The sequence below is a fragment of the Chromobacterium haemolyticum genome, assembly GCF_002081825.1.
Lineage (GTDB): Bacteria > Pseudomonadota > Gammaproteobacteria > Burkholderiales > Chromobacteriaceae > Chromobacterium > Chromobacterium fluminis.
Genome location: NZ_MUKU01000003.1, coordinates 39,044 through 52,740, shown reverse-complemented (window position 1 = coordinate 52,740; position 13,697 = coordinate 39,044). Strand labels below are relative to the sequence as shown.

The 13,697-nt window shown below is 63.8% G+C and carries 2 protein-coding genes; both read left to right on the top strand.

Annotated elements, in window-relative coordinates:
• The first annotated feature begins 17 nt into the window (after nucleotides 1-17).
• A complete protein-coding gene (locus tag B0T39_RS24765; protein WP_141111052.1) occupies nucleotides 18-13,091 on the top strand; it encodes a hemagglutinin repeat-containing protein in 13,074 nt (4,357 codons plus the stop codon).
• Entirely contained in the window at nucleotides 13,088-13,495 is a 408-nt protein-coding gene (locus B0T39_RS02515; RefSeq protein WP_081544668.1) for a DUF6911 family protein, read from the top strand. The genes B0T39_RS24765 and B0T39_RS02515 overlap by 4 nt, the downstream gene beginning before the upstream one ends.
• The last annotated feature ends 202 nt before the right edge of the window (nucleotides 13,496-13,697 follow it).

Below are 13,697 nucleotides of genomic sequence, written 5' to 3'. Positions count from 1 at the left end.
TGTCGAGAGTTTTGGCCATGAACCGTCTTTGTTACCGTCTGATTTTCAACCGCGCGCGGGGCCTGATCATGGCCGTCGCCGAAATCGTCAAGCCGATGGGCGCGGGCGGCGGCCGCTCCGCCGAGCCGGCGGCCAACCGGCGCTTGGGCGTGACCCTGCGCGGCATCGTCTGGGCCAGTTGGTGCGCGCTGGCCGGAGCGTCCGCGCTGGCCAGCGGCATCGTGGCGGACCCGAACGCGCCGGCGGCGCAGCGCCCCAGCGTGATCAATACCGCCAACGGTCTGCCGCAGGTGAATATCCAGGCTCCCAGCGCCGCCGGAGTGTCGCGCAACCAGTACAGCCAGTTCGACGTCGACAAGGGCGGGGCCATTCTCAACAACAGCGGCACCAGCGTGCAGACCCAGCTAGGAGGCTGGATTCAGGGCAACCCCAACCTCAATCCGGCCGCGCCGGCGCGGGTGATCCTCAACGAGGTCAACAGCGCCAACCCCAGCCAGCTGCGCGGCTTCCTGGAAGTGGCCGGCGGCCGCGCCCAGGTCATCGTGGCCAACCCCTCCGGCATTCTCTGCGACGGCTGCGGCACCATCAACGCCGGGCGCATGACCCTGACCACCGGCCGCCCGGAACTGAATCCGGACGGCAGCCTGGCCGGCTACCGGGTGGAAAGCGGCACTATCCGCATCGAGGGCGCCGGCATGCAGGCTGGCAGCACCGAGTACGCAGACCTGATGGCGAGGGCGGTGGACGTGCAGGCCGGCATCTGGGCGCCGCAGCTGAGCGTCAGCGCCGGCCGCAACCGTATTAGCGCAGATCATCAAAACGTTCAGGCCCTGGCGGCGGACAGCGCCGGACGGCCCGGCTTCGCCATCGACGTGGCGCAGCTGGGCGGCATGTATGCCGGCAAGATCCGCTTGTTGGCCACCGAGGCCGGCGTCGGCGTGCGCAGCAGCGGACAACTGAGCGGCGGCGAGCAACTGAAACTGGACAGCGCCGGCCAACTGACTCTGAACGGCCGCCAAAACGGCGGCGATATCCAATACCATGCCGCCGGCGACATCGAACACGGCGGCGCCAGCTACAGCCGCGGCAAGCTGGAGTTGAGCGGCGACGCCGCCCTGCGCCAGAGCGGCACCGTGGCGGCGGCCGGCGATGTGAAAGTCAGCGCGCGCGGCATCGTCGCCAGCGGCGATTTCGCCGCCGGCAGCGATGACAAAGGACAAGTGGGCACGACTGGCGCGCTGAGCCTGAAAGCCGGCAACAGTCTGCAACTGAGCGGCCACGCGCTGGCCGGTTCCAGCCTGGGCCTCAACGCGGCGGCGATAAACGCCGCCGACGCCAAACTGCGCGCCAACGATAGCGTGAGGCTGACGGCGGAGAACGGGCTGGGGCTCAGCCGCGCCAGCTTGAACACCGGCCGCTTGGTGGTCCAGGCCGGCGGCCGCATCGATAGCGACGCGGCCAAGCTTCAAGCCGGTCAATGGCAGGCCAGCGCCGCCGCGCTCAACAACCTGGGCGGCGTTTGGGAACAGATAGGCCAGGGCAGCGGCGACTTCCGCATCGGCCAGCTGCTGGACAATCGCGGCGGCCGTATCGAGGCCGACAGCCTGGCGTTGAGCCTCGGCCAATTGGACAACGGCGGCGGCAAATTGCTGGCCTTGAGCGACGCGGCGCAGTCCTGGAGCGTGCGGCAAAGTTTGAGTAATCAGGGCGGCTTGATCGGCGGCAACGGAAACCTGAGTTTGAACGTCGGCAACCTGGACAACGCCGGCGGCGCCGTGCAGAGCGCGCGTCGCCTTACATTGCGAATTGATGCCGCGGCAGGCAACCGTGGCGGCAAGCTGCTGGCCGCTGATGGTTTGAGCCTGGATGCGGGCAGCCTGGACAACCGCGACGGCGGGCGCGTCGACGGCGGAGAGAGCCTGGCCTTGAATACCTCCGGCCTGCTGGACAATGGGGCCGGCCTGCTGGCGGGCAGCGCCGATGTCGCCGTCAGCGCCGGCGCGCTGAGCAATGCCAAAGGCGCGATAGAAAGCCAGGGGGAACTGAGGCTCAGCGCCCAAGGCTTGTTGAACAACAGCCAGGGCAAACTGCTGAGCCGCCGCGCGCAAACGCTGAAGGCCGGCAGTTTCGCCAATGACGGCGGCAGCATTGGCAGTCGCGGCAGCCTGTCACTGGACAGCGGCGTCGCCAGCAACCGCGGCGGCGAAATACTTAGCCTGGGCGACGGGGCGTTCCAACTGGCCAGCCTGGACAATGCCGGCGGCAAGATTCACAGCGACGGCAAGCTGGAGCTGCGGGCGCAGGGCGACATCCTGAATCAGCAAGGGGTATTGAGTACGCTGCAACAGCTGGAACTGCATAGCCGCGACGGCAAGATAGCCAGCCAAGGCGGCAAGCTGCAAGCCGGCGATACGCTGACACTTAGCGCGCAACAGCTGGACAACGGCCAGGGCGGCGTCATCGACGGAGACGGCAAGCTGACGCTGAACAGCGCCGGTCAAATGAGCAACGACGGCGGGCGCATTCGCGGCGGAGCCGGGGTGGAGCTTCAGGCCGGCGGCCTGAGCAATGCCGGCGGCGCGCTGGAAAGCAAGACCACGCTTGTGGTCAAGGTAGAGGGCGCGCTGGACAACCACGGCGGCAAACTGTTGAGCGAACAGGCGCAGAGTTTGCAGGCCGGCAGTCTGAATAATGACAAGGGCAGCATAGGCAGCCGTGCCGGCTTGAAGCTGGAAAGCGGCGACAGCAGCAACCGCGGCGGCGAAATCCTCAGCCTGGGCGACGCAGAACTCAAGCTGGCCAGCCTGGACAACGCCGGCGGCAAAGTGCACAGCGACGGCAAGCTGGACTTGCGAACACAGAACGACATCCTGAACCGCCAGGGCCAGCTCAGCGCATTGAAGCAAATGGAGCTGCGCAGCCAGGCCGGCAAGCTGGACAACCAGGGCGGCAAACTGCTGTCCGGCGGCACGCTGAACGCCAGCGCGAAGCGGCTGGACAATAGCCAGGGCGGCGTCATCAGCGCCTCCGACAAATTGACGCTGGATAGCGCCGGCCGCTTGGACAATGCCGGCGGCCGGATCGGCAGCGGCGCCGACATCGCGCTGCAAGCGGAAGCATTCGATAACGCCAATGGCGTGGTGGAAGGCGAGGCCGCCGTCAGCGCAAATATCGACCAGGCGCTGAGCAATGCTCAAGGCAAGTTGCGCAGCAAGCAGGCGCTGAGCTTGACGGCCGGCAGCGTCAACAACGACGGCGGGGAGATCGCCAGCCATCAGAGCTTGAGCTTGCAGACCGGCGCGGCCAGCAACCGCGGCGGCGAAATCCTCAGCCTGGGCGATGGCGAGTTCCAACTGGCCAGCCTGGACAATGCCGGCGGCAAGCTGCTTAGCGACGGCAAGCTGCGCGTGCGGGCGCAAGGCGACATCCTGAACCAGCAAGGGGTAGTCAGCACGCTGCAGCAACTGGAACTACATAGCCGCGACGGCAAGTTAGACAATGCGGGCGGCAAGCTGCAGGCCGGCGATACGTTGACGCTTAGCACGCAACAGCTGGACAACGGCCAGGGCGGCGTCATCGACGGCGGCGGCAAGCTGACGCTGAACAGCGCCGGTCAACTGGGCAACGACGGCGGGCGCATTCGCGGCGGCGCGGCGGTGGAGTTACAGGCCGGCGGCCTGAGCAATGCCGGCGGCGCGCTGGAAAGCAAGACCACGCTTGTGGTCAAGGTAAAGGGAGCGCTGGACAACCACAGCGGCAAACTGTTGAGCGAGCAAGCGCAGAGCTTGCAGGCCGGCAGCCTGAACAATGACAAGGGCAGCATAGGCAGCCGGGCTGGTTTGAAGCTGGAAAGCGGCGACAGCAGCAACCGCGATGGAGAAATCCTCAGCCTGGGCGATGCCGAACTCAAGCTGGCCAGCCTGGACAACGCCGGCGGCAAAGTGCATGGCGACGGCAAGCTGGAATTACAGGCGCAAGACGACATTCTGAACCGCAAGGGCCAGATCAGTGCGCTGAAACCACTGGAGCTGCATAGCCAGGCCGGCAAGCTGGACAACCAGGGCGGCAAACTACTGTCCGGCGGCGCGCTGAACGCCGGCGGACAGCAATTGGACAATAGCCAGGGCGGCGTCATCGATGGCGGCGGCAAGCTGAGCTTGAACAGCGCCGGCCGACTGAACAATGCCGGCGGCCGGATCGGCAGCGGCGCCGACATCGCGTTGCGAGCGGGCGAACTCGATAACGCCAATGGCGTGGTGGAGGGCGAGGCCGCCGTCAGCGCCGAGGTAGATCAAGCGCTGAGCAATGCTCAAGGCAAGCTGCGCAGCAAGCAGGCGCTGAGCTTGACGACCGGCAGCGTCAACAACGACGGCGGGGAGATCGCCAGCCTGCAAGGCTTGGATTTGCAGACCGGCGCGGCCAGCAACCAAGGCGGCGTCATCGCCAGCTTGGGCAAGGGCGAGTTCCGACTGGACAGTTTGCGGAACGACGGCGGCAAAATCCTTAGCGGCGGCCAGCTGCAGCTGCAGGCGCAGCGCGATATCCAGAATGCGCGCGGCCTGATCGGCGCGGATCAACAACTGAAGCTGAGCAGCCTCAACGGCAAGATAGACAATGCCGGCGGCAAGCTGCAGGCCGGCGACACCTTGGCGCTCAGCGCGCAACAGCTGGACAACGGCCAGGGAGGCGTCATTGACGGCGACGGCAAGCTGACGCTGAGCAGCGCCGGTCAAGTGAGCAACGACGGCGGGCGGATCCGCGGCGGTGCGGCGGTGGAGCTTCAGGCCGGCGGCCTGGGCAATGCCGGAGGCGCGCTGGAAAGCACGACCACGCTTGTGGTCAAGGTAGAGGGCGCGCTGGACAACCAGGGCGGCAAGCTGTTGAGCGAGCAAGCACAGAGCTTGCAGGCCGCCAGTCTGAACAATGACAAGGGCAGCATAGGCAGCCGCGCCGGTTTGAAACTGGAAAGCGGCGAGAGCAGCAACCGCGGCGGCGAAATCCTCAGCCTGGGCGATGCCGAACTCAAGCTGGGCAGCCTGGACAACGCCGGCGGCAAAGTGCATGGCGACGGCAAGCTGGAGCTGCAGGCGCAAGGCGACATTCTGAACCGCAAGGGCCAGATCAGCGCGCTGAAACCACTGGAGCTGCATAGCCAGGCCGGCAAGCTGGACAACCAGAGCGGCAAGCTACTGTCCGGCGGCGCGCTGAACGCCGGCGCGAAGCTGCTGGACAATAGCCAGGGCGGCATCATTGACGGGCGCGGCGCCTTGGACCTGACCGCCAACGACGGCCTGGACAACCGCGGCGGCACGATCAGCGCCGGCGCCGGCTTGACGGCGCAAGCGGCCAGTATCGACAACGCCGGCGGCGCCATGGAAAGCGAGGCCGCGCTGAGCTTGAGCGCCAGCGGCCGGCTGAATAATGAGAAAGGCTCCTTGCTGAGCCACCAGCGGCAAAGCTTGAAAGCGGGCAGCCTGAACAACGACGGCGGCGATATCGTCAGCCGAGCCGCGTTGAAATTGCAAACCGGCGCCGCCAGCAACCAGAGCGGGCGGATCACCAGCCTGGGCGACGGCGAGATCCAGCTGGATCAACTGGACAATGGCGGCGGCAAACTGCAAAGCGGCGGCGCGCTGACCTTGTTGAGCCAAGGCGAGATCAACAACCAACTGGGCCGCATCAGCGCTCAGCGCTCGATGCGACTGGACGGCGGCGCGCTGCGCAATCAGCAAGGCACGCTGGCCGGTGGCGAAGACATCACCGTGCGCGCCGGCCAGATGAGCAATCAGAATGGCGCGGTGGCCAGCCAGCGCGGTCTGAGCCTGACGCTGGACGCGCTGGACAACCGCGACGGCAAAATGCAGACCCTGGGGGCGCTAACGCTGAGAAGCGCCGGCCTGCTGAATAATCAGGGCGGCAAGCTGGTGGCGAATCAGGGCCTGCAACTGAGCGCCGGCGAACTGGACAACCAGCGCGGCCTGATCAATAGCGGCCAGACCATGAAGGTGGACGGCGGCGTGCTGCGCAATCAGCACGGCAAGCTGATCAGCAGCGGCGATGCAAGCTATCAGCTGACGCAATTGCTTAATCAAGACGGCGAGCTGCAAAGCGGCGGCGCGGCGCAGCTGAGCCTGAGCGGCGCGCTGGACAATAGCCAGGGCAAGATCATCACCGATCAGGGCCTGCGGCTGCAGGCCGCCGCGGTCAGCAACGCAGGCGGCCTGCTCAGCAGCCGCGGCGCTTTGGCGCTGAGCGCCGGCGAGCTGGGCAACCGCTACGGCAGCCTGCTGAGCCTGGGCGACATCAGCCTGGGCCTGAGCGGCTTCGACAACCAATACGGCCAGGTGCAGACCGCGGGCGCGCTGGAGGCGCAACTGAGCGGCCAGATCGACAACCGCCAGGGCAAGCTGATCGCCGACCGCGACCAGCGGCTGCGCGCCAGCCAACTGCACAACCAAGGCTGCGCGGTCAGCAGCGGCCAGGCCTTGAGCCTTCACGCCGGGCAGTTGAACAATCAGAGCGGCAACATGGTGGGGCAGGCCAGCCTCAGCCTGGACCTGCAGCAGGACTATGTCTTCCGCGACGGCGACACCCTGGCCAGCCAGGGCGCGCTGAGTTTGCGCACCAGCGGCAGCCTGCGCAATGAGGGAAAATGGGCCAACGCCGGCAACATCAGCCTGCAAGCCGCCAGTTTCAGCAACGCCGCCGGCGCCAAACTGGCCGCGCGCGGCAAGCTGGACATCAATAGCGCCGGCCAGGCGCTCAACCAGGGCCGGCTGGACGCCGAGCAACTGAGCTTGACCGCGGCAGCGCTGGACAACACCGGCATGATCAGCGGCCGCGACGTCACGGTGAACGGCGGCGTCATCGACAACCACGGCGGGCAGGCGGTGCTGGCCGCCACCCGCAGCCTCAGCCTCAACGCCGGCTCCCGCTTGAGCAACCGCGACAGCGGCTACATCTACAGCGGCGGCGCCTTGAGCCTGAGCAGCGGCGACCTGATTGAAAACATCTCCACCACCATAGAGGCCGAAGGCGATGTTTCCATCCGCGCCGGCCGGCTCAACAACCAGCGCACCCACGTTAATATCCAGCGCGCGGCGGAAAGCGAAAACTATAGCTGGTACAAGTACAACTACTATTGGGACGTGTTCGAACGCGTGGGCGGCTGGGACTGGTCCGCGGTGACCAAATCCCTGCCCGTCAACGACGCGGAAGCGGCCAAGACGCGTTACGGCACCATCCTGCAGGTGAATGAAGCCAAGAAGCAGGCCCTGGTCCGCTTTCAAGGCACTCAGGAACGTTGGGTCAACTACAACGCCATCAAGAAAAACGACAGCGGCGGCTACGACATGACCTTCTACCAAGGTTACAGCTGCTTCCAGGGGGCGGCCTGTCCCTATGAGCACACTGTCTGGCGCGAGGTATGGTCTGGCCGCAACGAACAATGGAACCCGGCCATTCACATCAATCCGCTGGAGTTGGACTTTGTCGACCCGAATAACAAGTTCAACTTGCGGACCCGTTCCGCCAGCGGCACCAAGACCCGCGACAAACTGATCTCCGTCGGCGAAGTCGCCAGCCTGAGCGCAGGCGGCAATATGACGGTGAACATCAGCGGCCAACTCTTGAACGACGCCAGCCGCATCGCCGCCAATGGCGGCATCACCATCAACGGGGCGGATAACGGCGGCGGAGATGGCCGGGTGATCAACCGCGCCTATTCCGTCAACGAGCGCATTCAGGAAACCGGCACCGATCACTACGACCGCAACACCCGTCACTGGTATCCCACATACACCTTGGACAAAACGGTGGCGCTGCAGACCATAGACGCCACCATCGCCGGCCACCAGGGCGTCAGCGTACGCGCGCCCAGCATAGAAAACATCACTGTCAACCCGGCCCAGGTTAGCGTGGCGGAGGCGGCCAAGGCCGCCGCTCAAGCGGAGCAGGCGGCCTGGGACGGCTCGCAAACCGCAGCCAGCGCCGGTCAAGCTAGAGGCGGCCAAGGTCCGGAAGCCGGCCGTCTGGGCCAGGTGCCATCCGGCGGAGAAGCCTTGCCCCTGAGCTTGGGCGCGGGCGAACGCATCGCCCCTGGCACCGGGCATAACGCGGTGGCCGAGGTGCAAGCCGGCGCCGCGGCTCAGCAAGTCAAGCTGGAACAAAACCCATCCACCGTCGGCCCAGCGCTTGAAGGCGCCAAGCTGGACCATGCCCAGGCCGGCGGCGCTCCCGCCGCCGCGCAAGTGGCCACGGCCCAGCCGCGCGCGCAAACGCATCCGCTCAAGGGCAGCGCTGCCCAGCCCGGCTTGCTGGACCGCCTGCCCAACAACCAGTTGTTCCAGCAAAACCCCAGCCCCACGGCGCCTTACCTGATTGAGACCGACAGCCGCTTCACCGAGTACAACAACTTCGTCAGCAGCGATTACATGCTGAAGCAGTTGAACTACAACCCGGCCGGCGTGCACAAGCGCCTGGGCGATGGTTATTACGAGCAAAAGCTGGTGCGCGACCAGATCCTGGCGCTGACCGGCCGTCCATCGCTGCGCGGAGAAGACGCCACCGAGCAATTCAAGGCGCTGATGAACCAGGGCGTGAACGTGGCCAAGGACTTCCGCCTGACCACCGGGGTGGCGCTGACCCCGGCGCAAATCGCCGCTTTGCAGCAAGACATCGTCTGGATGGTCAGCGAAACCGTCCACACCGCCAACGGCCCGCAAACCGTATTGGTGCCCACCGTCTATCTGGCGCACAACACCGTGAGCCTCACCGGCGACGGCGCGGTGATCGCCGGCAAAGACCTTAGCCTGTCCGCCGCCAGCCTGAGCAATAGCGGCAAGCTGCAGGCGGACCAAAGCCTGGTGGCCAAGGCCGATGTCATCCGCAACACCGGCGGCCTGATCCAGGCCGACACCGTCAAGCTGTTGGCGGACAGCCTGACGCTGGACACCGATTTGCAGAACGCCGGCCGCCAGGCCGCCGTCAGCGGGCGCGATGTCAGCCTGAGCGGCGTGGACATCGCCTTGAAAGGCGCCAAGATCGATGCGACCGAACTGCTCAGCCTCAGCGCCAGCAACAACCTGACCTTGGGCACCGCGCGCAGCCGCAAGGAAGGCAGCGTGGATCTGATCGCCGGCAGCATGGGCAACCGCGACGCCACATTGGGCCCCGACGCGGGCGGCAGCGGCGTCGCCACCGTCAGCGGCGTGTGGGAGACCGCGCAGGGCAGCAGCCTGCAATCCGGCGGCAAGCTCAACTTGAGCGCGGGCAAGGATCTGACGTTGACCGGCTCCAGCGCCCAGGCCAAGGGTCAGCTCAATGTCAGCGCCGGCAACCGGCTGTCGGTGTTGGCCGACAAAACCACCAACAACACCAAGCTCACCGCCGATAGCGCGAGCTCTCGCGTGGAGGCGCGCTATCAGGCCGATACGCTGATCGCCAGCCAGCTCAGCGGCGGAGCCGGCGTGGTCGCCGTGGCCGGCCAGGAACTGAGCGTGCAAGGCAGCCGAGTCGCCAGCGATCAGGGCCAGGTGCTGTTGTCCGGCACCCAAGTGGACATCGGCGCGACGGAGCGCCATGTGGAAATCGACGACTACGAAAACAACCACATCGGCCAGACCCGCAGCCAGCGCCAGCAAGCCATACGCGACACGCAAGCGCAGGGCAGCCAGATCGGCGGTCAGCAGGGTGTGACCATCCAGGCGCGCGATACCGACATCAAAGTGCTGGGAAGCGATATCGCCAGCGATAAAGGCGATCTCAAGCTCAGCGCCTCCCGCGACATCCAAGTGGGCGCGGCGGAAGAAAGCTACAGCTTCCAGGAACAATCCAGCAGCACCCGCAAGGGCTTGGCCAGCAGCAAGCAAAGCCAGGGCAAGACCGATAATTGGCAAACGACAGCCAAAGGTAGCAGCCTGTCCGGCGACAGCATTCGTATGCAAGCCGGACAGGACCTGACCGTGGCCGGCAGCAGCGTGGCCGCGACTCATGATGTGGATCTGCTCGCCGGCCGGGACGCCAACGTCACCACCGCAGAGAATCGTCAGTACAACCACCACGAGGAAAGCGTCAAGAAATCCGGCCTGCTGGGCAGCGGCGGCATCGGCTTCACCATCGGCAGCCAGAAACAGCGAGACCAGGTGGGCGAAACCAGCATCAGCCAAACCAATAGCACGGTGGGCAGCGTACTGGGCAAGGTCAATATCGACGCCGGCCGCAACGCCTTGATCAAGGGCTCCGACCTGGTCGCCGGCGGCGATATCGACGTGTTGGCGCAGAACATTCGCGTGGAAGACGTGGCCAACCGCTATCAGCGCGACGAGAAGCACGAAGCCAGCAAGAGCGGCCTCACCGTGGCGCTGTCCGGCGTGGTGGGCGCCGCCGCCAATACCGCGGTGCAACAGGTGCAGGAACTGAGCAAGGCGCCCAGCGGCCGCCTGGCCGCGCTGCAAGGCGTTCAGGCCGGTTTATCAGGCTACCAGGCTTATCAGGCCTACCAGCAGGAAGCGATGAAACCAGCGGCGGAACAAAGCTTTGTCGGCGTCAGTCTGTCGGTGGGCAGCCAAAAGAGCGAATCCCACAGCCAGCGCCAGCAAAGCCAGAGCCAGGGCAGCCAGCTCACCGCCGGCGGCAATCTCAACCTCACCGCCACCGGCAGCGGCGCGAAGGATGCCCAGGGCAAGGCGCAGGATGGGGACATCAGCGTGACCGGCGGCCATCTCAAGGCCGGCAAGGACCTGACGCTGGACGCCGCGCGCGACTTGCAACTGCAGGCCGGCCATCACCAGGACAGCCAGAACGGCGGCAACAACAGCAGCGGCTGGAACGTGGGCGTCAGCATAGGCATAGGCCAGGGCGCGGGCATTTCCGTGTTCGCCAACGCCAACAAGGGCAAGGGCAAGGAAGAGGGCCAGGGCAGCCGCTGGAACGAAACCGTGCTCAGCGCCGGCGACACCCTGAACCTGCAAAGCGGTCGCGATACCAGCCTGACTGGCGCGCAAGCCAGCGGCAAGACTGTGGTGGCGGACATCGGCCGCAATCTGACGCTGCAAAGCCAGCAAGACCGGGACTACTACCACAGCCAGCAAAGCAATATCTCCGCCGGCGCCAGCTTCACTTTCGGCAGCATGAACGGCAGCGCCTCCATCAGCGGCAGCCGCCAGAAGGCGGACAGCGACTTCGTCAGCGTGCAGCAGCAAACCGGCCTCTACGCCGGCCAGGGCGGCTTCGACATCCAGGTGGGCCGCCACACCCAGCTGGACGGCGCGGTGATCGCCAGCACCGCCAAGGCGGACAAAAACACGCTGGATACTGGCACGCTGGGCTTCAGCAATCAGCACAACCAGGCGGACTTCAAGGTGGAAAGCCAAAGCTTCGGCTTCAGCAGCGGCGGCAGCCTCACCGGCACGCTAAAAGGCACGCTGATGAGCCAGGGCGCCAGCAGCGTGCTGGGCGGCGGCAACAGCAGCGGCCACGCCGAATCCACCACCTACGCCGCGGTCAGCGAAGGCGCGATCAAGGTCCGCGACCAGGACAAACAGCAACAGGATCTGAAAGAGCTGAGCCGCGACGCCGAGCACGCCGCCAACGGCCTGAGCCCTATCTTCGATAAGGAGAAGGAGCTCAACCGCTTGCAGGAAGCCCAGCTGGTAGGCCAGATCGGCGCGCAAGCCACCCAGATCGTCGCCACTGAGATGATGATGAAGGCGAACGAGGAGTTGCGACGCAATCCCGAATATGCGAACAGCGAAGACTATAAGAAGCTGAACGCTAAATGGGGTACCGGTAGTGACTTCCAAAGAGCGGCCCAAGCTGCCACCGCCGCGCTGCAAGGCCTGGCTGGCGGCAATGTGCAAGCCGCCATCAGCGGCGCCGCCGCGCCTTACCTGGCTGGCGTGGTCAAGGACATGACCGACGGCAATAAAGAAGCCAATGTGATGGCGCATGCCTTGCTGGGCGCGACGCTGGCACAGATGAAGGGAGAGAGCGCGGCGGCAGGAGCTGCGGGCGGCGCAGCGGCTCCCGTCGTGGCAGAATTGCTGCTTAGCCAACTATACCCAGGGAAAGCAGTCAAGGATCTCAACGAGTCCCAGAAACAGACCATTTCCGCGTTGACCACGATGGCGGGCAGCCTGGCGGGATCGTTGGCGGGCGGTGATAGTGCTGGGGCGTTGACTGGGGCACAGACGGCTAAGAATGAAGTAGAGAACAATACACTAAAGCCCAAAGAAATTGATGCGTTGGGAAGAAAGCTTGCAACTCAGTGTGGAGGGAAATCAGGTGCAGCTAAGTCATTGTGTGAAAATGACGTAATTAAAGTTGCGGTTCAAGCAAGTGATCGGCGAAATAACTTTAGCCCAGAGTACCAAAAGGCATTCAATACCGCATTGAATAATGCAATGTCTAGTGTGTCCTCAATTTGCAAGGCAGATAGTCAGTGTGTTACTGAGGTTGCAAACAGCTTGCAGTTGGCAAGGTTGACGTGTAGTACAGTTGAATGCGCCAATGATATGGCCGGAGGTGCAATACGTAATGCAGCCGTGCGTTATGGCGGGGTTCTGGATGTAGTTAAAATTGCGGCTGGTGATTTTGGTTGGTTGATAGGGTTGAAGGGGCCGAAAGCAATTACCTCGGGGGGGTCTGCAAACTCCGCGGCTCAAGCTGCAAAGGAAATAACTGCGGTTGAACCAATCGTAACGGCAAAAGGTACTGTGAATGGTAAAGTTTTCGAGGATGTCAACCAAACAGCGAAAGTTGGGGCCTCAAATGAACCGACTCTTATTGCCGATCGTATAGCGGCCAAGGTTGAGGCACGGGGGAAACCGTTCCCCAATGGAACTGTTGCCGAGTCTCATGCCGAAATTGGCGTAATTCACCAAGCGTACAGCGCAGGCAAAACCCAGGGAGCAGAAATGTCCATGTCAGTTGCTGGTAAAGATGTTTGCGGTTTCTGCAAAGGCGATATAGCCGCTGCCGCGGATGCAGCGGGGCTGAAATCGCTAACGGTTCAGGCCGTTGATAATATTACGGGGTTGCCCAAAACCTACTATTGGCAGCCCGGAATGAAATCAATCAAGGAAAAACTATGAGCATAAACACTATTCTTGGTGGCTACTTGGTTAATGCTGATGGTGCGCGGCATCAACTACCTCTTGTTCAGAATCCCAGTGATTCAATCACCGAGAACGTCATCAAAAGGGTGTCAAGTGCAGGTAGAGGTGTTGTCGTCTTGACGTGCAAGCCAACTCCAACAATCGGTCCCGAGAAATTGGAGCTGTATGTCGATGCTGGGAATTTCTTGCTGATGCTCGGCGTAAATGAGGAGGATGGCGATTACAGCGTGAGGACACTAGCAAACGAAAATATGCCAAATGAGCTAATAGTCGTCTTGGGAGAAAAATATCCCGCTAGGGCAGTTACACGCGATATCGATCTTGCATGTGCCGCTTTTTGTGAGTTTGCCCGGGTCGGGGATGTGCCGTTGATGCGATAACATAGCCTTTGCTGCAAATGGTGGTATCGTGGCTAACATAAGCAGTCTTGGCAAAGTGCTGGGTAAATACTCTGCAAACTCTGTGGCTCAAGCTACGACATTAGCTGATACTCAGGGAGGCCTGACACAACAATGGCTAAACTCCGAGCTGGGCTTACTGGGCCAGCAAAAAAGGGAGGGATGTTGGAGTTGTTGAAATTAA

Excerpts from the sequence above, each read along its gene's own strand:
- B0T39_RS24765 (WP_141111052.1), top strand. The coding sequence starts at position 18 with ATGAACCGTCTTTGTTACCGTCTGATTTTCAACCGCGCGCGGGGCCTG.
- B0T39_RS02515 (WP_081544668.1), top strand. The coding sequence starts at position 13,088 with ATGAGCATAAACACTATTCTTGGTGGCTACTTGGTTAATGCTGATGGT.